General features: G+C 42.0%; 16 protein-coding genes. 14 read left to right on the top strand and 2 right to left on the bottom strand.

What is annotated here, in order from left to right:
- Nucleotides 1-205: 205 nt before the first annotated feature.
- From WFY05_RS03790 to WFY05_RS03765, 6 genes are all read left to right on the top strand, one after another.
- Complete coding sequence (locus WFY05_RS03790) at nucleotides 206-517, top strand: putative quinol monooxygenase (protein WP_340111393.1); 312 nt, start codon at nucleotides 206-208, stop codon at nucleotides 515-517.
- Between the two features lie 16 nt (nucleotides 518-533).
- Entirely contained in the window at nucleotides 534-1,679 is a 1,146-nt protein-coding gene (locus WFY05_RS03785) for an iron-containing alcohol dehydrogenase (RefSeq protein ID WP_340111392.1), read from the top strand.
- 98 nt (nucleotides 1,680-1,777) lie between these two features.
- Nucleotides 1,778-2,086, top strand: coding sequence for a hypothetical protein (locus WFY05_RS03780; protein ID WP_340111391.1), 309 nt, complete (start codon nucleotides 1,778-1,780; stop codon nucleotides 2,084-2,086).
- Nucleotides 2,087-2,127: 41 nt separating this feature from the next.
- Nucleotides 2,128-3,990, top strand: a complete 1,863-nt coding sequence (mutL, locus tag WFY05_RS03775) for a DNA mismatch repair endonuclease MutL (RefSeq protein ID WP_340111390.1) — start codon at nucleotides 2,128-2,130, stop codon at nucleotides 3,988-3,990.
- A 156-nt stretch (nucleotides 3,991-4,146) separates the two neighbouring features.
- On the top strand, nucleotides 4,147-4,869 hold the full coding sequence (locus tag WFY05_RS03770; protein ID WP_340111389.1) for a rhomboid family intramembrane serine protease: 723 nt from the start codon (nucleotides 4,147-4,149) through the stop codon (nucleotides 4,867-4,869).
- Nucleotides 4,870-4,899: 30 nt separating this feature from the next.
- Nucleotides 4,900-5,781: a rhomboid family intramembrane serine protease gene (locus WFY05_RS03765; protein ID WP_340111388.1), complete on the top strand. Its 882-nt coding sequence runs from the start codon at nucleotides 4,900-4,902 to the stop codon at nucleotides 5,779-5,781.
- 111 nt (nucleotides 5,782-5,892) lie between these two features.
- Here WFY05_RS03765 and WFY05_RS03760 read toward each other — a convergent pair whose 3' ends face one another.
- Both WFY05_RS03760 and WFY05_RS03755 read right to left on the bottom strand, forming a co-directional pair.
- Nucleotides 5,893-6,843, bottom strand: a complete 951-nt coding sequence (locus WFY05_RS03760) for a YihY/virulence factor BrkB family protein (RefSeq protein ID WP_340111387.1) — start codon at nucleotides 6,841-6,843, stop codon at nucleotides 5,893-5,895.
- Between the two features lie 10 nt (nucleotides 6,844-6,853).
- On the bottom strand, nucleotides 6,854-7,255 hold the full coding sequence (locus WFY05_RS03755) for a DUF4783 domain-containing protein (protein ID WP_340111386.1): 402 nt from the start codon (nucleotides 7,253-7,255) through the stop codon (nucleotides 6,854-6,856).
- Nucleotides 7,256-7,583: 328 nt separating this feature from the next.
- Between WFY05_RS03755 and rlmH the strand changes: the two genes are divergently transcribed.
- From rlmH to WFY05_RS03715, 8 genes are all read left to right on the top strand, one after another.
- Nucleotides 7,584-8,057 carry a 23S rRNA (pseudouridine(1915)-N(3))-methyltransferase RlmH gene (gene rlmH, locus WFY05_RS03750; protein WP_340111385.1) on the top strand — a complete coding sequence of 158 codons (474 nt, stop codon included), beginning with the start codon at nucleotides 7,584-7,586 and terminating at the stop codon, nucleotides 8,055-8,057.
- A 2-nt stretch (nucleotides 8,058-8,059) separates the two neighbouring features.
- The gene (locus tag WFY05_RS03745) at nucleotides 8,060-11,764 is read left to right on the top strand and encodes an ATP-binding protein (protein WP_340111384.1); all 3,705 of its coding nucleotides are present in this window, start codon (nucleotides 8,060-8,062) and stop codon (nucleotides 11,762-11,764) included.
- A 12-nt stretch (nucleotides 11,765-11,776) separates the two neighbouring features.
- Complete coding sequence (locus WFY05_RS03740) at nucleotides 11,777-12,175, top strand: phosphoribosyltransferase (RefSeq protein ID WP_340111383.1); 399 nt, start codon at nucleotides 11,777-11,779, stop codon at nucleotides 12,173-12,175.
- Between the two features lie 164 nt (nucleotides 12,176-12,339).
- Nucleotides 12,340-14,592 carry a patatin-like phospholipase family protein gene (locus WFY05_RS03735; RefSeq protein ID WP_340111382.1) on the top strand — a complete coding sequence of 751 codons (2,253 nt, stop codon included), beginning with the start codon at nucleotides 12,340-12,342 and terminating at the stop codon, nucleotides 14,590-14,592.
- A gap of 127 nt (nucleotides 14,593-14,719) precedes the next feature.
- Nucleotides 14,720-15,622 (top strand): sugar phosphate isomerase/epimerase family protein, encoded by a 903-nt coding sequence (locus WFY05_RS03730; protein WP_340111381.1) that lies wholly within the window; start codon nucleotides 14,720-14,722, stop codon nucleotides 15,620-15,622.
- A 371-nt stretch (nucleotides 15,623-15,993) separates the two neighbouring features.
- Nucleotides 15,994-18,456 (top strand): glycoside hydrolase family 94 protein, encoded by a 2,463-nt coding sequence (locus WFY05_RS03725; RefSeq protein WP_340111380.1) that lies wholly within the window; start codon nucleotides 15,994-15,996, stop codon nucleotides 18,454-18,456.
- Nucleotides 18,449-20,164 carry a glycoside hydrolase family 9 protein gene (locus tag WFY05_RS03720; RefSeq protein WP_340111379.1) on the top strand — a complete coding sequence of 572 codons (1,716 nt, stop codon included), beginning with the start codon at nucleotides 18,449-18,451 and terminating at the stop codon, nucleotides 20,162-20,164. Before WFY05_RS03725 ends, WFY05_RS03720 begins: the two co-directional genes overlap by 8 nt.
- A gap of 241 nt (nucleotides 20,165-20,405) precedes the next feature.
- Complete coding sequence (locus WFY05_RS03715) at nucleotides 20,406-24,419, top strand: two-component regulator propeller domain-containing protein (RefSeq protein WP_340111378.1); 4,014 nt, start codon at nucleotides 20,406-20,408, stop codon at nucleotides 24,417-24,419.
- The last annotated feature ends 265 nt before the right edge of the window (nucleotides 24,420-24,684 follow it).

The following is a 24,684-nucleotide window of genomic DNA, read 5'->3' as shown; positions in this document are numbered from 1 at the left end:
GTTTTTGTCTTTCGTAAAGTTATGGTAGTACCGTTCTTTTTGTTTGCTTATCCGAAGTTATGACGAAGATAGTTGGAAAAGGTTGGAAGGTTTCGAAAAATATTTTTCAAATTTGTAAGAGAGGAAAAAATAAAACGGAGAGCTTTGATACAAAAATTAAAACTGCAGAAGCTTTTCCCTGAAATTCAAACCATAAAATACGACTATGTTTATCGTTCATGTTTTTGTACGCGTTAAAGCAGAAAGTGTAGAAGCTTTTAAAAACGCCACGCTCGAAAATGCCCGGAATAGCGTCAGGGAACCCGGAATAGCTCGTTTCGATGTCGTTCAGCAACAAGATGATCCTTCAAAATTTGTACTGGTTGAAGTGTATCGAACCGCCGACGATCCGGCCCGGCACAAGGAAACTGGACATTACAAGAAATGGCGCGAAACCGTAGCGGAAATGATGGCAGAACCGCGATCGGCAATTAAGTTTTTTAATGTTTTTCCGGATGAGAACGGCTGGGACTCTTAAATGAAAGACGTAGATAATGATGAATTTCTCTTTTGCGACAGCAACAAAAATAATATTTGGTAGTCATGCGCTCGAAAAGATGCCGACACTTGTTGGTAGCTTTAGTAAGAAAGTTTTGCTGGTTACCGGCAGCTCCGGAAGACGGGATTCAGAATTGGCCAAAAAACTGAAGCCGGGAACGGAAGTCACCTTTTTTAAGGTTGAAAGTGAACCTTCTACACACATGATCACTCAGGGTATGCAACTTGCCCACGAAAAAAAATGCGAGGTTGTGCTGGCACTTGGCGGAGGAAGTGTGATCGATGCTGCAAAAGCCATTGCTGCAATGGCAACCAACCGGGGCGAATTAATGGATTACCTTGAGGTAATTGGGCGTGGAAAACCTTTACTTGCAAAACCACTCCCATGTATTGCGGTTCCAACTACTGCTGGAACAGGTGCCGAGGTCACAAAAAATTCGGTCATTAAATCGCCGGAGAACAATGTAAAAGTGAGTTTGCGTAGCGATTATATGTACCCCGATGTTGCGGTGGTCGATCCCTTACTAACGCTTTCTATGCCACCCGAACTTACCGCAAGTACGGGGGTGGATGCGTTTACTCATTTGCAAGAAACTTTTGTGTCGAACAAGTCGAATCCCTTTATCGATATGATCTGCAGAGAAGGACTAAAACGAATTTCTCGTTCGTTGCTAAAAGCTTTTAGTGATGGCGACGACATTGAAGCCCGCGAAGATATGGCCATGGCCAGCATGTTGGGCGGAATGGCACTGGCAAATGTAAAACTGGGAGCTGTTCACGGTTTTGCTGGGCCAATGGGAGGGATGTTTCCCATCCCTCACGGAACGGTTTGTGCCAGTTTGGTTTCAGCAGTTATTGAAACCAATATTGAAGCACTGACAGCTCAAAACGGTGATCTTTCGAAATACAGCGAGCTGGCAAAAATTCTTACTCAAAATGAAAGGGCTGAAGCGAAAGAATCGATTCGCTGGGTAGAAGAAGTGGTGACCTACCTAAAAATCCCGTCATTGGCAAGTTTTGGCCTCGGCAGAAAGGATTTTCCCATTCTGGTGCAAAAAGCCAAAGTAGCCAGCAGTATGAAAGGTAATCCGGTTGTGCTCGAAGAAGAACAGCTTAACCAAATCCTTGAAAAATCGTTATAGTAGTAAAAAGTAACAGATAGCATCAGCAGAAAAGCTAAGTTAAATGGTGGAATACTTTTTGCAGAATAAAGGCTATCTTTGCATTAAATTCGAATACCATGATTGGCAATTTTTTTCATACACCGGGAACCAAGAAATTCAAAATTACACCACGGTTTCACGATCCGGATCAGGAAGAAAGGGACGAACGCGAAAGACGTATAAAAGAGGAACTGGGGATTGTCGATGAAAAAAAGGACGATGGAAAACCATACCGACCCAACATCAGAGGGCAGTTCAGAGCCAAGGGAGGTTTTTCACGGACTTCGGAAGATGCACGCAGGTCGCAAAACCGGCGCCTGATTTGGATTGTTCTTATCCTGGCATTGGTGCTTTACCTGTTTTTCTATTCCGACTTTTTTGCCTGATCATCTCCGTGATCCATTTTTAAACATCAAAAGTTTTTAATTTGAGCGATATAATCCAGTTATTACCCGATGCAGTTGCCAACCAGATAGCTGCCGGAGAGGTTATACAACGGCCCGCTTCGGTGGTAAAAGAATTGGTGGAAAATGCTCTCGACGCAGGAGCTACTGAAGTTACCATAAATATAAAGGATGCCGGAAAGACGCTGATTCAGATCAGCGATAATGGTTGTGGAATGTCGCCTATCGATGCACGTATGGCTTTCGAACGACATGCTACTTCAAAGATCAGAAACGCCAACGATTTGTTTTGTATCCGCACCATGGGATTTCGGGGCGAGGCACTGGCCTCAGTAGCTGCTATTGCCGATGTTGAACTTCGCACCAAACGCATGGAGGACGAAGTGGGAACGTTTATTCACATTATAGGTTCGGAGGTGAAAACCCAGGAACCTGCCGGAATAAGCAACGGCACCGATTTTAAGATCAAAAACTTGTTTTTTAATGTTCCTGCCCGCCGTAAATTCCTGAAATCGAATTCCACAGAATTAAAACATATCATTTGGGAAATTCAGCGCATTGCTCTTCCCAATCCCAATATTAAATTTTCATTTGTTCATAACGGGACTTCGCTGTACGAACTGCCGGTGACCAGCTACCGGAAACGCATTGTTGATGTGTTTGGAAAGACGTTGAACCAGAGTCTTGTAAGTGTGAAAGAAGAAACCAGTATCGTAAAAATTCATGGTTTTGTCGGACAGCCTAAATATGCCCGTAAAACTATGGGAGAGCAGTTCTTTTTTGTAAACGGAAGGTATATGCGGCATCCGTATTTTCACAAAGCAATTACACAGGCCTACGAACAGTTGTTGCCACCCGATACTTTTCCTTCGTATTTCCTGTTTCTTGAACTCGACCCGGGTGAAATTGACATCAATGTTCATCCTACCAAAACCGAGATCAAATTTGAAAATGAACGCGATATCTGGCCGATCGTTCATGCGGCGGTGCGCGAATCACTGGGAAAACACAACGTTGTGCCTTCGATTGATTTCGACCAAAGGGGCAGTATTGATATTCCTGTTCCCAAAAAAAGCGGCGAAGGTGTTCGTTTTCCGGATATTGAGATCAATCCGGGATACAATCCCTTTGATACCGAAAAGAGTGGGAATGCGGGTAGTTTTAACCCATCGGCGACAACTTATCGTGAAAAGAAAAACCTGGAAAACTGGGAAGATCTTTACCGGGGATCGCAACTGAAACTAAAACCTGAAGATCAGGAACCACGGGAGGAGTTTTCCGGCACAAAAGATCTTTACGCGCAAACCCGCGAGCAATACAGCGGGAAAAAAGTAATGCAGCTAAAACAGCGTTACATCCTTACCCCGGTAAAATCGGGATTGATGGTCATCGATCAGAAAAGAGCACACGAACGTATTCTTTTTGAGCAATTTATCGAAGTGATGAAAAGCGATTCGGTGGCCAGCCAACAACAACTTTTTCCACAAACCATCGAATTGAATCCAGCGGATGCCGAGTTGCTGAAATCGATTTTGGAAGATCTACTGTCGCTGGGATTCGATATTCGCGAATTTGGAAAGAATACTTTTGTTATGAACGGAACCCCGGGAGTTTTGGATGTATCTTCGCCCGAAATGATTGTTGAGAAGTTGCTCGAGGAGTATAAAAATTCGCCGGTGGATGCACGCTCGAAAGTAAAAGTGCAGATCGCCATTTCACTGGCTAAAGCATCGGCACTCGAATACGGTGTTGAATTAAAACAGGAAGAGGTGGATCATTTGATCGATAATCTATTTGCATGTGGTACACCCAACTTTACACCCGACGGGAAAAAGGTGTTGACCATCATTTCTACTGATGATATCGAAAAAAGTTTTCTCAGGTGACAGATTGTCGGTATTTTTAAGCCATTTGAAAATGGAACGGCTCTTGTAAACTTCAGGCCTGATTTGAATGTTTAGTTTTAAATAATTATTGATTGGAAAGAGAGCAGTGTGGGATAAACTTCCAGCTACCATCTTCCTAATTCAAATTTTAATTACATGAATTACAGACCTTCACTGAATATGCCTCCTGTGGTCAAGAATCTGATTCTTGTCAACGTATTGTTTTTTCTGGTAACAAAAATTGTCGGGCAAACCGGTACTGACCTGTACAAGGTTTTGGGTTTGTATTTCCCGGCTTCCGATAATTTCAGGATGCATCAGCTTTTTACCCACATGTTTATGCATGGCAGCATTGGCCATATTTTCTTTAATATGTTTGCCTTGTACATGTTCGGGCGTGTTCTGGAGAGTGTTTGGGGACCAAAACGGTTTCTTACTTTTTTCCTTGTCACGGGTTTAGGAGCAGCGGCCTTGCACATTTTTGTAATGTTTATCGAATACAAGTCGGCCATTTCACAAATCTCACCCGATCAACTGGCCTATTTTAAAGAGTTGGCAGCCCAGGGTAAATACATTCCAAACACGGCTTCCGAGAAAATTACCAGCTTATTAAGTACGCCAACAGTAGGTGCTTCAGGCGCAGTATTCGGTATTCTGTTGGGATTTGGAATGCTGTTCCCGAATACCGAATTGATGTTGCTTTTTCCGCCAATTCCGATTAAAGCCAAATATTTTGTAATTGGTTATGGTGTACTTGAATTGGTGCTCGGTCTTTCACAGCCGGGAAGTAATGTGGCCCACTTTGCGCACCTGGGAGGTATGCTGTTCGGGTATTTTATGATCCGTTACTGGAACAAAAATTCCAATTCGTTTTATTAAAATTTGATTTAATACATTGAAATTTGAGCAGTGGATATTTTAGGCGACATAAAACGTACATTTAAAGAAGGCTCAATACTTACACGCCTTATCTACATTAATATCGGTGTTTTTTTACTGCTAAAGATAATTGCCGTATTTTTTTATTTAACAGGTCAATCGTTTTCGCTGGCCAACTGGCTGGCCGTGCCATCGGTAACCAGTGAGCTGATGAGCAGACCGTGGACACCCATCACCTATATGTTTTTGCATGTTGGTTTTCTGCATCTGCTATTTAATGTTTTGGGGCTTTACTGGTTTGGGCAGTTGTTTTTGTATCATTTCGAAGGAAGAAAATTGCTAAGTGTCTACCTGCTTGGTGGACTGGCAGGCGCGGCACTTTATGTGCTGGCCTACAACTTGTTTCCGGCATTTGATTCGATTTATGGTTTGCTGCTCGGGGCTTCAGCATCAATATTTGCTGTGCTTGTGGCCGTCGCAGTTTACGATCCGAATCGCGAGATACACTTGTTTTTTATCGGTCGGTTTCCGTTGAAATATGTTGCTGGCTTTTATGTTTTGTTATCCATTATCAGTATTACAAGCTCCAATCCGGGAGGAAACATTGCTCATGTTGGTGGTGCTGTTTGGGGATGGTTTTACATTTATCAGTTAAGAAGGGGAAAAGATATGGGATCGGGATTTGCAGATTTTATCAATAAAATAGCTGCTTTTTTTGCCGACGCTTTTAAACCGAAAAGCAAAATGAAAGTAACTTATAAGAAGCCGCCACGCGACGATCATGATTACGCAAAGCAGCAACACCACAAGCAGGAAGAAATCAATCGCATTTTGGACAAAATTGCCAAATCGGGTTACGACAGCCTCACCAAAGCCGAAAAAGAATTACTGTTTAAACAGGGGAAGAAGTAGTTCAGAGTTCAACTTATTTATTTGGCCGAAGTTGGCAAAATATTATAGTATTCCTGTATTAACGCATTTTCTTTATCAATTTCATCAATCCTTCAATTTATCAGTCCCTCACTACTCTTCCAACGAAGAACGAGCCTGGTAAATACTGGCATTGAGTTCAAATCCAATCAACAGGATAAGCGACATGATGTACATTAGAAATAAGACGATCAGCAGGGTTCCCAGCGAGCCGTATATTTCATTGTACTGGCTGAAGTTTTTGATGTAATATGTAAATCCTGCAATGGTAACAATGCTTAGCAAAGTAGCAAGTGTTCCTCCGGCTGAAATAAAGCGCCACTTTGTTTTCTTGGCCGGCGCCATGTAATATAAAAAGGCATAGGCAAAAAAGAAAAGTGCGATTGTTGTGATCCATTTTCCAACGGTCAGCAAACCAAGGACAAAACTGTCGCGCAGAATATCGTTTTTTTCGAGATAGTTGATAAAGATCTGTCCTCCGGTAAGCAGCACAATAGCTACAGTGAGTAGGACAAATAAAATGATAAGCAGGTAAATGGCAGTAATTCTTTGGCTGAGCCAGGTGCGCCGGTGAATACTGTGAATGGTGGCATCGAAAGCACTCATCATCGAAGCCAGACCGTTGGTTGAAAATATCAGTGCCATTAAAAAACCAAACGACAACAAACCGCCGTGAGGGACATTCAGTATATCGTCAACTGTATTTTCTATGATCCTAAATGTGTCTTCATCAGGGACAACTTGTTGAATAAGCTGAAAAAGTTCGTTCTGAAAATCTTCCGGGGGAACGAATGGGATAATGTGCGGGATAAAAGGAATAAGTGTAAACAGGAAAATAACAAAGGGGAAAAAAGCCATAAAGAATGAAAATGCGATGGCTGATGCCCGTGTGGTTATTGAACCGTCAACAATGCTGCGCCAAAAAAACAGGGCGACATCGTAAAGTGGAACATCATCGAAGAAAGGGAGCGATATTTTCTTCGCGCGTTCAACACCATTTTCCCCCAGCTGTTTTAACCGCTGCAAAGTTTGGTTTTTCCCCATAAAACCCGAATTACTGTTTTTCTATCCTGAGTTGATGGATGTATTCTTTAGAGCCGTCTGTTTTCAACAGAAAATAAACCCTGAAATTCCCTTTGGTAGTTTTTAGTTTTCCGATAACCGATTTGGCTCCCTGCTTTCCGCTGTCGTGAATAATGCTAAAGGCGTTCTCTTCGGCAGGGGTAAAACTGTTAAAGAAACTGGCCACAATTTGTTCGGCCTGTGCCTTGCTGTAAACATTATCTTTATCCATCACAACCAATTCTACATTCTGGTTAAAATAATCCGACAATAACTTGGAATCCCCGGTGTTAAAGCTTTTGGTTATATCGTCGGGAATTTGTGCAATCGCCGTGTTCGCCAAAACAGTTACGAATAAAATAAAAAGTGTCGCTATCTTTTTTAATATTGACATTGCTGTATTTTTTTGCTATCCATGCTGCATATTATCAAAAACTATGCAAAAAACACGATTATAGCCTTATTTTTACTGTAAATTTATAAAATTATGTGTCATTAGACCGAACTCAGCAATAAGGTTTTGCTAAGTTTGCTTCTGTCATTATTAAGTATATTGATAATCAGAAGATAACCGCACGATAAGGCACTGGAGTTTTGAAGCGAATTTTGAAAAGCATTTTTTTAGATCTCTTGAAACGAGCATAACGGAAGGCCTTTTGATTTACTGGGGCATTGTTCTGCGAGTTCCATGAGTTCCCAATAAAATATAATATCGTAAACGAATGAACATTACCCTGTTGGTTATTGGTAAAACCGATGCTTCTTACATTCAGGAAGGAATGAATATTTACATTAAACGCCTGAAGCACTATGTAAATTTTAGTGTTGAGGTTATTGCGGATATAAAAAAGGGTAAGAATACCGGAGAGTTACTTCAAAAAACAAAAGAAGGGGAACTGATCCTTTCAAAACTGACACCTGGCAAAGAACTTCATTTGTTCGACGAACGCGGAAAAACCTATTCATCAAAAGGATTTGCCCAGTTTCTCAATCAAAAAATGTTGAGTAGTGTAAAGGAACTGGTTTTTGTAATTGGAGGGCCCTATGGTTTTTCCGATGAAGTTCAGCAAAAAGCAAATTCAAAAATATCCTTATCGAAATTGACTTTTTCGCATCAAATGGTGCGATTGTTGTGCGTGGAGCAAATATACCGGGCATTTACCATCTTAAGAGGTGAACCCTATCATCACGAGTAGGCATGGCGAAAATAAATAAATACACCTACCTGTTTTTGGCTCTCGGAATAATAATTGCTGCCGCAATTATCGAGAACGGACTGTTGAAGAAGCATCCCGAGACAAGCCTCATTCAGGAATTTCAGACGCAAATCATTCAGAATGAGAAGGAGTTGCACCTGCGACTCAATAAACTGAAACATGAACTCTCGACGAGCGATGTTGATGTTCTGATCGAGGATTTTTACCAGCAAAAATATACGCTGGTTAGCGAGAGTGGTTTTGGCTTCTTAATTTATGAAAACGACAGCCTGCGTTTTTGGAGCGATCGCTCGGTAGCGTTTTACAATACTCCCGGAGAGTTCAAGACAACCGATGGTTTTACACAACTCCCCAATGGTTACTATCTGATCGATTCACTAAAAGTTGGCGATTTTTCAGTCTTTGGACTGCACCTCATAAAAAACAACTATACGTTCGAGAATAAATACCTGCAAAACACTTTTTTTAGCAGCTATAAAATACCCGACGAATACATCATCGAAACCAAAAGAGATGAAGATGCTTACATTCTGAACAATGCAGAAGGCGATTTTTTGTTCTCGCTTTGGCCTTACGGGAAGTACTTGTGTACCACCAAGCAGCTTTATTTCCCCGGACTGTTGTATTTGCTGGGATTGGTGTTTCTTCTTATGTATTTCCGGCGCGAATTTGTCGATCGTGTAGCACCTTTTGCACTGAAGTTGGTTGGACTGGCAGGAGCTCTTTTTATTGTGTATTGGTTTCACCTGCTTTTTCTTGTTCCCAAGGTCTTTTTTCACCTTAAGTTTTTTGGCCCCGATTTTTTTGCCATAAACTACTGGTTGCCTTCACTCGGCGATTATTTCCTTCTGGCATTGTTTTTCCTGTTCTGGATCTATAATTTTTCGCTCGATCTGCGCATCAAGGAATTAAAGCAGAATTCAAACCTTCCGGTTCGTGTGCTGGTCTGGATATTAATGTTGATGGCAGCATCGCTCTTTTTGCTTACTCATTTTCTCATTAAAGAGCTCATTTATAATTCAACCATATCGTTTGCTCTCAACAAAATAACCGAAATATCCTACCAGAGTGTTATAGGTATTATTTCGGTGGGAGTGCTGTTGTTGGGGAATATATATTTCACCATCCGAATTAACCACGAATCGCGCCAGTTTTTAAAATTGAAAGAGCTTCTTCTGATCGCACTTTCAGTCGGCGTATTTCTTGGCTTCGTTCAGTGGATTGTTATCAAAGATTTTTATTACACGGTAATCATCCTGTTTATTCTGACCACTTTTATGGCATCGCTGTTTAGCCGAAAATATATCCGCACATTCACTTTGAGTTATCTCATTGTTTTTGTTTCGTTGGTTTCGGTGTATTCGCTCATTGTAATTAACGGCACCATTAAACAGAAGGAGAAAGCGCAACAAAAATTGTTTGCGGTTACGCTGGTTACCGAGCGCGATCCGGCAGCCGAAGTTTTTTTGGCTGAAACACAATACCGAATCCTCAACGACCCGGCCATCCAAAGTTTGTTATTACAGGGCGAAGATGTGGAGGAATACATTGCCCAGTCGTACTTTAATACCTATTTCAGAAAGTATTTACTGAATATTTATGTGTGTTCCGGAATTGATAGCCTTATAATGGAACCGGATGAAGTGAAGGTTCCCTGTATTCCGTTTATGAATGAAATGATCGAGAACCAGGGAGTTCCGATTTCGGGTACCAATTTTTATTTTATGGATAATATGAACGGCAGGATTTCCTACACCGGCCGTTTGTTTATTCAACTCACCCAGGATGGAAAGGGTGTGTATCTCTTTATCGATCTCGATTCGGACCTCTTATTTGAAGGGATCGGTTTCCCTGAGTTGCTGATCGATAAATCGATGACCCGCTCTGAGATCTACCGCAAATTCAGTTACGCAAAATATTATGGAGGCGAACTCACCGATAAATTTGGCGAGTACAATTACAATTTTAACGGGCATCCGTACCTGACTTCAGATGAAGAATTTTCGTTTATAAAACAGGATAAATACGAGCACCTGGTTTACCATATTCAGGATTATAATTTTGTGGTGGTGACCCGCAAATTGCTGTCGTTTGGCGATTACTTGATTGCTTTCCCGTATTTATTTGTGTTTTACCTGGTAATGTTGATGGTGATATTAGTGGTTGGTAACAGTACGGTGCGCGAAAAAAGTTTTCATCTTGATCTGAAGTTCAGGATACAGGCAGCCATCATCTCCATTGTTTTTGTTTCGTTGTTGGTAGTAGCTCTGGTGACCATTTTTTACAACGTGCGCGAATACCGTTCAAAGCACGAGGACGATCTGAATGAAAAAATGAAATCGATTTCCGAGGAGATCGACATGCGCATGACAAACCGACGTGAAATAAACACCGAGCTTGAGCTGTGGTTACAAAGCGAACTTTCAAAATTGTCGAATATTTTCCGCACCGATATTAACATTTACAATACCGATGGAATGCTGATTGCCTCGTCGCGCGGCGAGATCTTTGAACGCGGCCTAGTTTCCACTCGAATCAATTCAAGGGCTTATTACGAGATGTACAGGAATTTCCGCATCAGTTATTTCCAGCCCGAAAACATCGGGCAAATGTCGTATTTGTCGGCATACCGGCCCATCATTAACAACTGGGGCGATTATCTTGGCTTTATAAATCTACCGTATTTTATAAAACAGGATACCTACAGCCAGGAAATTTCCACTTACATCGTTGCGTTCATCAATTTATATGTACTGCTGTTTTTGGCAAGTATTATAGCAGCAGTTTTTATTGCCAATCAAATCACGCGGCCTTTGGTACTCATTCAGCAAAACCTGCAGAAAATGCAGCTGGGGAAACGTAACGAGCCGATTCATTACACCCGTAAGGACGAAATTGGAAGCCTGGTTAAAGAGTACAATAAAAAAGTAGAGGAACTGTCGGTTAGTGCCGAATTGCTTGCCCGGTCGGAGCGGGAATCGGCATGGCGCGAAATGGCCAAGCAGATTGCTCACGAAATCAAAAATCCGCTCACCCCGATGAAGCTAAACATTCAGTATTTGCAGCGTGCAAAAGGGAAAGATGAGGATTACAACAAATACCTTGAACGCGTTACTAATACACTGATCGAACAGATTGATAACCTGTCGAACATTGCCACCGAGTTTTCAAACTTTGCGAAAATACCGCGGGCAACCAACCAGATTTTCCGACTTGCCGATCAGTTGAAGAAAACAATTAACCTTTACGAACCCTACAAACAAGCGGCGATTGTATTTGAACCCAATGGCTGCGAAAATGTAGAGGTTAATGCCGACAAGGAACAACTGTCGCGGGCAATTATTAACCTCGTTAAAAATGCTATTCAGTCGGTTCCTGAAGAACGAAATGCCCGGATTAAGCTGGAACTCAGCCAGAAAAATGATAGGGTTATTATTTCGGTTTCAGATAACGGTATGGGAATTCCCGTTGAATTAAGGCACAAGCTGTTTACACCCAGTTTTACTACCAAGACCAGTGGAATGGGTTTGGGGCTTGCCATTGTGAAGAATATAGTGGAGAATTTTTCGGGCAAGGTATGGTTTGAGACCGAGATTGAAAAAGGCACCACGTTTTATATTGAAATGCCCGAATATCGTTCCGATCAGGGTCAGAGAACAGAAAAAAATGTAAGAATTGATTCGTAGAAAATAAATACCATGGTTCCACTTTCCTTTAAAGAAATATCAGAACGATTACTAAGCATCGATTTCCCGCCAGTCGACCTGGTAATTGGAATCGGTTCGGGAGGTGTTCCCGCTGCAACAATGGTAGCTTATCATTTAAATGCTGAACTTCAGGTGATAAGAATGAATTACCGCGATGAACAGAATAATCCGCGATACGAGAAGCCACAATTGTTGGATGAACCGGTGTTACATCTCGAAGGCAAAAAGATACTACTGGTTGATGATGTTTCGGTGAGTGGAAAAACGATGAATGCTGCCCTTGAATTACTAAAAGGCTATGATGTAAAAACCTGTGCCATGAAAGGGAAGGCTGATTTTGTTCTCTTTCCCGAAATAAAAGACTGCGTGAAGTGGCCGTGGAAGCCCTGATTTATCACCCCTTAATGTTAAATTCAGGATTTTCTTTTTTGTTTTAGTTTAATTGTGCTTTTTCAGTGGCGGGAATTGCTTAAATTAGTAGGAAACAAGTGAATCTGTTAACCGAAAATCGTAAGGCAATTAAAACTCTGATTCAACAACAATATTTACTGAGTGTGGCTTTAGTTAGCCTTTTACTTTGTGCACAAAATACCTGGGCTCAGGAACCCGATTCTTTACAAACACGACCGAAAATAGGACTGGTACTAAGTGGAGGAGGGGCCAAAGGTTTTGCCCATATCGGTGTGATTAAGGTTCTCGAAGAAATTGGAATCACTCCGGATATTATAACCGGAACAAGCATGGGGAGCATAATGGGTGGTTTGTACGCTACCGGATACACAGCCGACGAACTCACCGAAATTAATGCTACAGCCGACTGGAATCATCTGTTGAATGATAAGGTGAAGTTGCAGAATGTGGCCATGGAGGAAAAATCGGAGAGCCGGAAATACATTGTAATCACACCCATTAAAGAAAAAAAGATAGACCTGCCCATCGGATTGATCGAAGGGCATAACCTTGAAGGTCGTTTTTCGGAATTGTTTTGGCCTTTAACATCCGAGGAAAATTTCGATAGTTTGCCCATCCCTTTTCATTGCATGGCTGTTGATGTGGTTTCGGGGAAGGTCATTGAACATCGTTCTGGCGATCTGGTAAGAGCCATTCGTTCGAGTATGGCCATTCCAACGGTATTTGCCCCGGTTATCATGGATTCGATGTTATTTGTAGACGGTGGCGTGGCGCGGAACTTCCCGGTTCAGGAAGCCATCGATATGGGTGCCGACATCATCATTGGAGTTTATGTTGGCTTTCAGGAAGATGTGCAAATTAAGGATCTGGAGTCGATGACAGCTGTTTTGTCGCGTACCGTTGCACTGGCCGGGATTGTAGATGCCAGGGAGCAATTTGATAAAGTGGATGTGCTGATCATTCCGAAACTCGAAGGTTTTAATTCGAGCGATTTTTCAAACGGACCGGCCATTGAGAAACTGGGGGAAGTAGCAGCTCGAGAAAAATTACGCGACTTAAAAACACTGGTCGATAGTCTGGATTTGAAATTGCACAGACCTGCGAAAATATATCAGCCGAAAAAGATCCTTATTACAGGTGTTGAAGTCGAAAATCTAAAAAATATCGATGCCGAATACATCATTTCCAGGTCGGGGATCGAAGCCGGAGATTCTTTATCGCAGTCCGATATAAAAGATGCCATTGAATACATGCATGGTTCGCCCAATTTGCACAAATTGACCTATTCCCTGAAAAAGGATCTGGAAAATGAGGGATACATCCTGGTATTTCATGTTACCGAAAATCCTCGGGCAGTGGTAAAGTTTGCCGCACGTTACGACGATGACCTGGGTGTTGGCCTGATAAGCAACCTTACACTTCGGAATATTATTGTACCGGCTTCGCGTTTTTTGTTTACACTGAACATTTCCGAAAATCCTGAGGTAAGAATCGAGTTAATGAAGCTGATTGGCTCGAAGCAGCACTTTTTTGATCGCTTTTACTACTCTGGATACCGGTACAAATTGCCACTGTACGACAACGGTAATCAATTGGGGCACTATCAACTCAACAATGCCGAAGCCGGATACGGGATTCATTATACACCCGGATTAAATCACGAAATTGGTTTTGATGCGTTTTTTCGCAGGAGTTCGCTTAAACCACGACCCGATCTTCAGAATATATACGAGGAAGCCGGTTTTGGAAAGCACCGTACACGAGACTGGGGCTATTCCTTTTTGTACAAAGTTAACACAACCGACGATCTGTATTTTCCCAAAAGAGGGATTAAGTTTAAAATTCTTTTTACCCATGCGCTTTCGTCAAAATCGGTTTTGGAAGATAAAATGCATGGTGACGACTTTGAGTATTTTGTAGGCGAAAGAAACGATCCTTTTGCAACCCTTCAGATCGACCATAATTGGTACAAATCTTTTGGACCGATTACATATAATTTTGGAATTAGTGGTGGTTTTAATACCGACGATCCGGCAATTAGCGGCAGCTTTTTATTGGGGGGTGAAAATTTCAGAAACCGGAATTCTTACCGCAATTTTGCGGGGTTTAATATGGCTGAATTATACACCCCTAATTTTGCTCTGGTAAAATCAAGCCTGATTGCAGAGGTGCTTAGCGGAGTATATCTTACCGGTACCGTTAATGTGGGTAATGTTGGCAATTCCATCGAAGACCTTTACGATGTGACCGTTGAAAATCCGATTCCGGAGTACATTTGGGGCTTTTGCGCAGCAGTAAAATACGATTCTTTTATTGGCCCTATCCAACTCATGATGGCCCGAAATAATCAGGACTCAAAAAGTCGTTTTCAAATAAGTATCGGTTATCCTTTTTAATCGAATCCCGACTTTTGGTCGGAACCAAAGTGACGCGAAATACATTTAATGTTTTATTTCTCATCAGATTTCTGTTATTTTTAAGCACTTAATTAAATCGGTGATATTTACCAACTAAATAAAAAAGATGAAGACAAGAAGAGATTTTTTAAAAGTTTCAGCCGCCGGGGCATTGGGAGCCATGGCACTTGGCCCGATGGCCTGCACCACTGCTGCTGTCGATAAAAAGAGTTTTGGCGTTGGGTTGCAATTATACACCATTCGCGATGCCATTGCTGATGACCTGCTGGGTTCTTTGCAAAAGGTTTCCGATATGGGCTACAAGTTTGTCGAACTGGCGGATTATAAAGATGGCAAGTTCTACGGAAAAGCACCAAAAGAGTTTAAAAAAATGGTGACTGATCTGGGAATGGAAATATTAAGCAGCCATACACAGGTTGAGGCAGCCGGAATAACCATGGATAATGCTCAGAAGATGGCTGACGATCATGCCGAACTCGGTGTGAAATATTGTGTTCAGCCCTGGGTGAACGACGAGGATCGGAACATTGAAACGTATAAAAAGATGATTGCCGACTGGAACCAGGTGGCTGACGTGATGAATGGTGTTGGTATTCAGTTTGGCTACCATAACCACAACTTCGAATTTGCCAACCTCGATGGAATAATTCCTTACTACGATATTTTCCTTCCTGAAATGGACAAGAATTTGATCACTATGGAACTTGACCTGTATTGGGCAACAAAAGCCGGACAGGATCCTGTAGAAATGTTCGAAAAATATCCGGGAAGATTTCAGTTGTGGCATGTGAAGGACATGGCTGAAAAAAGCGAAATATATTACGAGGTGGAAAAAGCTGATATCACTTCGGTAGGTGCAGGTGTTATTGATTTTAAAAGAATTTTTGCCGCAAAAGAAAAAGCGGGTATGAAAAATTTCTTTGTGGAAGACGACAACCAGGGAAGTGGTAAACCTTTCGAAGGGATAAAAACAAGTATTGACAATCTTACAACCAGGATATTGGTCTAAGAAACGACGAGCATCATTTCGGGGCCGGATTTCAAAAAGAAGTCCGGCCCTTTTTTATTCAGATTAAGTATAATTTGATCGGACCCCGAATAGTTTTTTTATTCCCTGAGCGCATTAAATCGATAATTTGTTAATTTTACAATAAGGAAAGAGACGGTTTTACTGGCACAAAGAGAAAGTTACAATAAAATTAGGCTTAGTGTTATAAATACAATATCTTTGATCCGGTTTGCTATTTCGCTGATTGAACAAACTTTGATTCAAATCTTTTTAAATTAGTGATACACAGTTAACCGTTTTTACAATTGGAACAACAGGATAATTACCTGTTACCTGATTAAACCATACAACTAATTAAGACAAGCTATTAAATGAAGTTTGGATTCTTTGACGATGTAAACCGGGAATATGTGATTACCGACCCGGCAACGCCATGGCCCTGGATTAATTACCTGGGGAATACCGATTTCTTTTCATTGATTTCGAATACTGCCGGTGGTTATTCTTTTTATAAAGATGCCAAATTCAGGCGCATTACCCGTTATCGGTACAATAACGTCCCGATGGATGCCGGTGGGCGTTATTTTTACATTAAAGAGGGCGATACCATGTGGTCGCCGGGGTGGAAGCCCTGCAAAACTCCACTCGATTCCTACGAGTGCCGACACGGAATGAACTACACTAAAATCAAGGGTGAAAGAAACGGGCTCGTTGCCGAGGTATTGTTTTTTGTTCCGTTAAATACGAACGCCGAAGTTCAGAAACTCACATTAAGCAATAATTCTGATCAGGTAAAAAAGATTAAACTCTTCTCGTTTGTCGAATGGGCACTTTGGAATGCCGCTGCCGATATGGAGAATTTTCAACGGAACTTTTCTACCGGTGAAGTTGAAATTGATGGATCGGTTTTGTACCACAAAACGGAGTACAAGGAACGCCGCAATCATTATGCCTACTATTCCGTAAATTCCGAAATTGATGGTTTTGACACCGATCGCGAAACGTTTATGGGGCTTTACAATGGTTTTCATGAACCACAGGCTGTAATTGATGGCGAATCGAAACAAAGCTTAGCGCACGGATGGTCGCCTGTAGCATCGCATTATATTGAGGTAGAACTTCAGCCCGGCGAAAACAAAGATTTTGTTTTTCTACTCGGATACGTTGAAAATAAGGAAGACGAAAAGTGGGAATCGAAGGGAGTGATCAATAAAGCGAAAGCAAAAGAAACCATGGCCAGGTTCGATTCGGCCAAAAAAGTAGATGGAGCTTTAGACGAACTAAAAGACTATTGGGATAATTTGTTGAGCGTTTATACGCTGGAATCAAGTGATGAAAAACTCGACCGGATGGTAAATATCTGGAACCAGTACCAGTGTATGATCACCTTTAATTTTTCACGTTCAGCTTCGTTCTTCGAAAGTGGAATCGGACGTGGAATGGGATTCCGCGATTCAAACCAGGATTTGATTGGTTTTGTTCATCAAATTCCGGAGCGCGCGCGCGAACGAATCATTGATATTGCATCAACACAGTTCCCCGATGGCGGATGTTACCATCAATACCAGCCCTTGACCAAGCGCGGGAATAATGACATTGGCGGTGGTTTTAACGACGATCCCATGTGGCTGATCCTTGGTGTGGTAAGCTACATAAAAGAAACCGGCGATTTTAGCATTTTAAACGAAATGGTTCCATTCGATAACGATATGAACGTGGCTAAAACCATGTTCGATCACCTCACCATATCGTTTAACCACGTCATAAATAACCTGGGGCCACACGGTTTGCCGCTTATTGGCAGGGCCGACTGGAACGATTGTCTCAATCTTAATTGTTTCTCCAACGATCCGAACGAATCGTTTCAAACCACCGAAAACAAAACCGAAGGCTCGAAAGCTGAATCGTTGATGATTGCCGGTTTGTTTGTGGTTTACGGACGTGAATATGTTGAGTTGTGTCAAAAACTTGAAAAATACAAAGAAGCCAAACGTGCGCAACAACAAGTTGATGACATGGTTGAAGCGGTGAAAAAACACGGTTGGGACGGTAACTGGTTCTTGCGGGCTTACGATTATTTTGGCAATAAAATAGGAAGCAACGAAAACGAGGAAGGCAAAATATTTATCGAATCGAACGGATGGTGCACCATGGCCGGCATTGGGTTGGAAGACGGAATGGTAGAGAAAGCACTTGACTCGGTAAATAAACATCTGGATTCGGAATACGGCATTGTATTAAACAATCCGGCATTTACAAAATACTACATTGAATACGGCGAAATTTCGAGCTATCCGGCAGGCTATAAGGAGAATGCAGGAATTTTCTGCCACAACAATCCCTGGATAATGATTGGTGAAACGGTGCTTGGCCGTGGTGATCAGGCCTGGGAATACTACAAAAAGATTTGCCCTGCTTACCTCGAAGATATCAGCGAACTGCATAAAACCGAACCTTATGTTTATGCACAGATGATTGCGGGAAAAGATGCCGCAAAACCCGGCGAAGCCAAAAACTCATGGCTCACTGGAACAGCAGCCTGGAACTACCTCACTATTACGCAGCATATCCTTGGAATTCGCACAGATTACGATGGATTGATCATTGACCCGTGTATCCCTGCATCGTGGAAAGGATTTAAGGTTACCCGGAAATTCAGAGGAGCGACTTACGAAATTGAAGTGGTCAATCCAAAAGGAGTCAGCAAGGGAGTTCAGCAAATGCTGATCGATGGGGAACTGGTGGAAGGAAACAGGATTCCGGTGATGGCTGATGGAATACATAAGGTAAAGGTGAAACTTGGCACTTACGTAACAACCAATGAATATGCCTAATCTAAAACTTGTAACAAAATTATTTTTTATTCTGCTTCTCGCTCAGTACGGATGTTCCACTCCAACGAAAATTAAAAAGCAGAACGGTTCCGATGATATACTGATCAATCAGATTGGTTATCCGTTGAATGCTCCAAAAATTGCGCTCTTACGCATCGATGCCGACGAATTTCAGCTAAAAAACAGCGATGATAAAACCGTGTTTACGGGAAAATGTAACGATTGGAAGTTCTGGGAACTTTCGGGAGATTCGGTTCGTCTGGCTGATTTTTCTGCAATAACTGTTCCCGGCGAATACACGATTTGGGTGAACGATTCAGTTTGTTCATGGCCCTTTAAAATTGAAAACGGTGTTTATAGCGAACTGGCGGATGCTGCATTAAAATCATACTACTACGCACGTTGTGGAGTGGATATCGATTCGTTTTATGGTGGCAAATGGCATTGGCAAGCCGGTCATCCCGATACAAGTGTAATGGTGCACACATCGGCGGCCGATAAAACACGCCCCGAAGGTACTGTTATTTCATCGCCCGGAGGTTGGTACGACGCGGGAGATTATGGCAAGTACATTGTAAACAGCGGAATAAGTACATATACTTTATTGTTGAGCAGTACTTTAAATGCCGAATTTCATGAGGTACAAAACTTGAATATACCGGAATCGGAGAATGAATTGCCTGATATTTTGGATGAAGCTCTTGTAAATCTCAAATGGATGATGACCATGCAGGATCCCAACGATGGCGGGGTTTATCACAAATTAACAACTAAAAATTTTGTGGGATTTGTTGCTCCTTCCGAAACCAACGAACAACGCTATGTGGTACAAAAAAGTACTGCTGCAGCGCTTGATTTTGCAGCAACCATGGCAGCTGCCTCCCGGGTAATGGAACAGAAAGGCTTAAAAGAACTCTCGAAGAAAATGATGGAACAGGCGCAAGAAGCCTGGAACTGGGCCATTCTCAATCCTGATGTGCTGTACCGGCAACCTCAAGATATTTCTACCGGTGCTTACGGCGATTATTCTTTAAGCGACGAATGGTTTTGGGCTGCGGCTGAATTTTACATCAATACAGGCAAACGTCAATTTCTGGATAAAATACTCGTGAACTACCAAAAGCCTGTAACGCCAACATGGAATACAGTTCATACACTTGGCGTAATTTCGTTGCTCACTTCAGAAAAAAGAGACGACTTTGCAGAAATGGAGAAAGATTTCATGGCTCATGTCGATCTGCTCCTGAAGAAAGAACAACTTTCGCCTTATCATGCGAGCATAGACAAATTTGCCTGGGGAAGTAATTCCGATGTGGCTAATGTCGGAATGTTAAAATTGATCGCTTATCAACTTTCCGGCGATAAAAAGTACCTGGATTCAGCAAGCAACGACCTTGATTATATCCTGGGGCGAAACGCTACCGGATTCAGTTTCGTAACAGGATCTGGGCCAAAATCTACACGAAATCCACACAACCGGATCGTGGCTTCGGATGGAGTAGAAGACCCGGTTCCGGGTTTCCTGGCCGGTGGCCCCAATATTTCGGTGATGAATGATTGCGATCCAAAAGAAGTGGTTAGAAGTCCGTATCCGGCAGCTTCGTATGTTGATAAGGAGTGCAGCTACTCCACCAATGAAACTGCGATAAACTGGAATGCTCCACTGGTATTTCTGGTTTCAGGTATAGATTATTGCTACCCGCAATAATAGTGCATAGCACTTTCCTAAAAACGATTTTAACCTGTCAGTCGGGAGACTGACAGGTTTTTTGCCGGCACTTGACAGACTTTTTGGGTTGGTTTACCACATCGTCAAATGTATAATGATGTGTTTAAGCAATTCCATTTTCTTGTAGTTCCTGTCAAAATCTTATTATTTTCGTATGCGTTAACGTGAGCCTGTGTATAAAACAAATCAACATATAGTCGCTATTGCTCTTCGGCTGATCATGGCTGTTCTGATTATTTTCTGCGGACAATCAGTTTGGGCCCAATCGGAATACAGGTTTGATATTTTTACCCAGGAAGACGGATTACCAAACAACCAGATCCAGACCATTTTTCAAGACAACAAAGGATTTATGTGGATTGGAACCAGTCAGGGACTTAGCCGTTTCGATGGGTACGAATTTGTAAACTACCTCCCCGATATCGATAGTCAAAATAACTTGCACGGAAGCCTGATACGTGTGATTAAAGAAGACGCTGAAGGCAATCTTTTGGTGGGAACAGAAACCGGAGGCTTAAATGTTTTTGACCGCGAAAAGGAAACATTTAGCCATCCTTTGAAAGACGCACAGGGATTTCAATACCGCGAAACTTCGGTAAACGATGTTCTCGAGGATAAAGAGGGAAATCTTTGGTTGGCCACCGATTTTAATGTACTGATTTTAGATTCAGCAAACAATATATCCGACTTAAGCCCTGTAAATCACGATGTCTCGATTGACGGCGTTTTTGTCAGAAATCTTGCCTTCGATTTTAATGGTATTTTGTGGATCGGTACCGATGAAGGACTGTTCTATTACGATAAATCAACAAAGCGGCTGGAATATTTTGTATTACCTTTTGGCGATAGCGATAACCACCAAATTTGGGAAATTTACCTGGATTCGGATGGATCGTTGTGGGTGGGAACTTATTCTTCAGGACTGTTTCTAATCGATCCGAATGAGTATTCTTACAAAAGGTTAAAGCTTGAGCCTGCCGCTGCACGTACCGAAACAGTTCGAGCCATTTCAAAAGGAATTTTTGGTGAATACTGGATCGGCACCCGCGGCGGATTGTTTCAGTATTCGAAAGACAAAGGCGTAACCGGATTTTTCAGGCATAACATGCAGGAGCCCAGGAGCCTGTCGAACAACTCTGTATTGTCGGTTTTTCACGATACGAAAGGTGAATTATGGATCGGCACAAGAGGGGGCCTGAACATGCTGGCAAAAAGCAAACAGGTTTTTCACAATTTTACCGCATTGCCCGGCGACAACCGCTACCTGAATAGCAGTATTGTTTATGCCATTTGGATAGATGACGCGGGAAAAATATGGCTGGGAACAGAAGACGGTGGTATTAACATCTACAATCCAGAAACCAAAACATACCGTTACCTCACTGCAGATAAAAAACAGGCGAATCCACTCTCACAAAATTGCATCAAAGCATTTCTTGAAGATAACAAAGGCAACCTTTGGGTAGCGACGTACATGGGAGGTATTGATGTCATTGATTTGAAAAACGGGAATGTAAAGAATTACCGTTATGATCCGGATCGGAAAGGTAGCCTTTCGGATAACCGCGTGTGGGATTTGTGTCACGATGCACAGGGACAAATCTGGACAGTTACCAGCAGTGGAGTGGATCGTTTTGATGCTAAAAGTGAGTCGTTTGGGCACTATCCTCAGTTGAATGGCTATGAGCCTGTGAATTGGATCGATTGCGATTCGGACGGAAATTTATGGATGGGAAGCGATGATGAGGTAATTATTTATCATCCGCAAAAAAAGAGCACAACAAGATATTTCGAGCACACGCGTTCGATGTTTGAAGATAAAGACGGACAAATCTGGATCGCCACCAAAGACAATGGAATAGGACTTTATTCTTTGAACTCGGGGCCTTTGAAATATTACAACGAAGACAGAGGTCTGGCCAACAACCAGGCACTTTGTATCCTGGATGATGATGAAGGAAACCTTTGGATCAGCACTTCGAACGGATTGTCGAAATTTGATCCCGTCAACGAATTGTTTCATAATTTCACCAATAAAGATGGATTGGGGAACAACCAGTTCTGTTATGGTGCTGCGTATAAAAATAAAGCGGGTGAACTGCTTTTTGGAACGGTTGAGGGATTTAACCGGTTCGATCCGAATGAGATTATTGATGTGGATGCCGATGTGCCTCTTGTTTTCACTAATCTGAAGATTTTTAATAGAACAGTTGGCATCAGCAATGAGAAAAACTCGGTGCTCAAAAAAAGCATCTCACAAACCAAACATCTGGAGTTCAACTATACGCAGGATGTTTTTACGCTGGAGTTTGCAGCGCTCAACTATGTAAACAGCCAGAATAATATGTATTCATACAAGCTTGAAGGTTTTAACCGCGACTGGATAGGTCCTTCGAAAGACAGGAGTGCACCGTTTACCAACCTGAATCCTGGCGATTATGTTTTAAAAGTAAAAAGAGTACTTCCAGGCAGCCGACAGCAAAGCAAGGAACTGCAAATGAGCATCACAATACTTCCTCCTTTTTGGAAAACAAACTTGTTCATTTCACTTATTCTGCTGCTCATTCTTGGGTTGGGTTACCTGATACTTCGGTTTTTACTGAATCGGGAAAAGATTAAAAACCAGCTCATTCTTGAACGTGTAAATGCACGCAAGTTGCACGAATTAGACATGATGAAGCTGAAGTTCTTTACCAACATTTCGCACGAAATCAGAACTCCGCTGACCTTGATTCTGGGGCCACTGGAAAAACTGGCTCAAAAGAAAAATGTGGATGCAGAGGTTAAGGAAAACCTGCGGCTCATGCACCGGAATGCGCAAAATCTAAATCGCCTCATTAACCAGTTACTCGATTTCAGAAAGCTGCAAACCGGTAACCTGAAATTGAATTTAACCGAAGCTGACCTGGTTCGTTTCATCCGAAACATTGTGAATTCTTTCAACGATTATGCCATCGAGAAAGACATAAAACTCACTTTTAAAACCCTGAAAAAAAGGTTGTTTGTTTCGTTCGATCCCGATAAAATCGAAAAGATCATGAATAACCTCCTTTCGAACGCTTTTAAATTTACCGAAGCAAAAGGATCGATTTCGATTAATATTTCACTGGTCTTCGACTCGGAAAGTGAAGATTTTTCCGACGAAGGAGGAGAAAAACAATACATCGAAATCAATGTAAAAGATACCGGGAAAGGAATTACAAGCAAAAACGTGGAAAAGATTTTTATGCGCTTTTTCCAGTCCGATGAAAGGGATAAAGATGCCGGGGCGGGCATTGGACTGGCGCTGGTAAAGGAACTGGTACAATTGCACAAAGGGAAGATTTTTGTAACGAGTAAGCCCGGAAAAGGATCGAAGTTCACCATAAGAATTCCATACACTATGGCACACGAAATCGAAGTTGAGCCGAAGCTTAATGGTGCCGATACGCCGGAAATTCAGGTTACCGAGCGACCCGAGGATACTTTAAATGCCCGGGTAATGTTAATTGTGGAAGACAATGCTGATGTGCGCCAGTTTATTCGTGCACATTTTAACGGGTACTATAAAATTTACGAAGCTTCGAATGGCGATGAGGGCTGGAAACTGGCACTGGAAGCCATTCCGGATATTGTGATCAGCGATATTATTATGCCAAAATCGGATGGGTACGAACTGACCAAACATTTGAAAAACGATGAGCGCACTTCGCATATTCCAATTTTATTGTTGACGGCCATGCATTCGAAAGAACATGAACTGAAAGGATTATCGGTTGGAGCCGATGATTACATCACCAAGCCTTTTGATCTGTCGGTGCTGCAGGCAAAAGTCGAGAATATGCTTTCGATGCATGAACTATTGAAAGAGAAATACACGGCCACGATGAAACTTGAACCTTCGAACGTGGTGATTGCATCGCCTGACGAACGATTCTTACAAAAAGTAATTAGTGTTGTTGAAGAAAATATTGCCGACAGTGAACTCGATATTGAAAAGTTTGCAACCCTGATTGGCGTAAGCCGCATGCAACTCTACCGGAAACTAAATGCACTGACTAATATGACGGTGAAAGAGTTTATCCGGCACATTCGATTAAAACGTGCAACACAACTTCTGGAGCAGCAAAAACTCAACATCTCCGAAATAGCTTATGCCGTAGGCTTTAAAGATCTGTCGCATTTCCGAAAGTGTTTTAAACGCGAATACGGCATGAGTGCCACTGAATTTCTTTCCGGTAACAGAGAAAAATAGACCTCCCAAAAACGAAAAAAACTCTCTATTTTGTAACTTACTGAAGATTAGGGGTTAAAGTGTGGTATGCGATGTTTTATCCACATTTTTGAGAAATATTTCCCGAATTTTGGGAATCCTGGCTGTGTGGGGGAAGTCCGGCCTTAGCTTTTGGGAAGAAATACATTCCACGGATCAATCAATCAACATATCTTGCAGAGTACCTTTTTTATGAGCTAAAACAAAATGGGTAAAATGAGAGAAAACCTAAGAAAAACCAACATGA

The organism is Maribellus mangrovi (genome assembly GCF_037646455.1).
GTDB lineage: Bacteria > Bacteroidota > Bacteroidia > Bacteroidales > Prolixibacteraceae > Draconibacterium > Draconibacterium mangrovi_A.
This window is presented reverse-complemented; position numbering and strand designations above follow the sequence as displayed.

What these genes read in the sequence shown, in the direction of transcription:
- WFY05_RS03790 (WP_340111393.1), top strand. Translation starts at nt 206, where the DNA reads ATGTTTATCGTTCATGTTTTTGTACGCGTTAAAGCAGAAAGTGTAGAA.
- WFY05_RS03785 (WP_340111392.1), top strand. Translation starts at nt 534, where the DNA reads ATGATGAATTTCTCTTTTGCGACAGCAACAAAAATAATATTTGGTAGT.
- WFY05_RS03780 (WP_340111391.1), top strand. Translation starts at nt 1,778, where the DNA reads ATGATTGGCAATTTTTTTCATACACCGGGAACCAAGAAATTCAAAATT.
- WFY05_RS03770 (WP_340111389.1), top strand. Translation starts at nt 4,147, where the DNA reads ATGAATTACAGACCTTCACTGAATATGCCTCCTGTGGTCAAGAATCTG.
- WFY05_RS03760 (WP_340111387.1), bottom strand. Translation starts at nt 6,843, where the DNA reads ATGGGGAAAAACCAAACTTTGCAGCGGTTAAAACAGCTGGGGGAAAAT.
- WFY05_RS03755 (WP_340111386.1), bottom strand. Translation starts at nt 7,255, where the DNA reads ATGTCAATATTAAAAAAGATAGCGACACTTTTTATTTTATTCGTAACT.
- rlmH (WP_340111385.1), top strand. Translation starts at nt 7,584, where the DNA reads ATGAACATTACCCTGTTGGTTATTGGTAAAACCGATGCTTCTTACATT.
- WFY05_RS03745 (WP_340111384.1), top strand. Translation starts at nt 8,060, where the DNA reads ATGGCGAAAATAAATAAATACACCTACCTGTTTTTGGCTCTCGGAATA.
- WFY05_RS03740 (WP_340111383.1), top strand. Translation starts at nt 11,777, where the DNA reads ATGGTTCCACTTTCCTTTAAAGAAATATCAGAACGATTACTAAGCATC.
- WFY05_RS03730 (WP_340111381.1), top strand. Translation starts at nt 14,720, where the DNA reads ATGAAGACAAGAAGAGATTTTTTAAAAGTTTCAGCCGCCGGGGCATTG.
- WFY05_RS03725 (WP_340111380.1), top strand. Translation starts at nt 15,994, where the DNA reads ATGAAGTTTGGATTCTTTGACGATGTAAACCGGGAATATGTGATTACC.
- WFY05_RS03720 (WP_340111379.1), top strand. Translation starts at nt 18,449, where the DNA reads ATGCCTAATCTAAAACTTGTAACAAAATTATTTTTTATTCTGCTTCTC.
- WFY05_RS03715 (WP_340111378.1), top strand. Translation starts at nt 20,406, where the DNA reads ATGGCTGTTCTGATTATTTTCTGCGGACAATCAGTTTGGGCCCAATCG.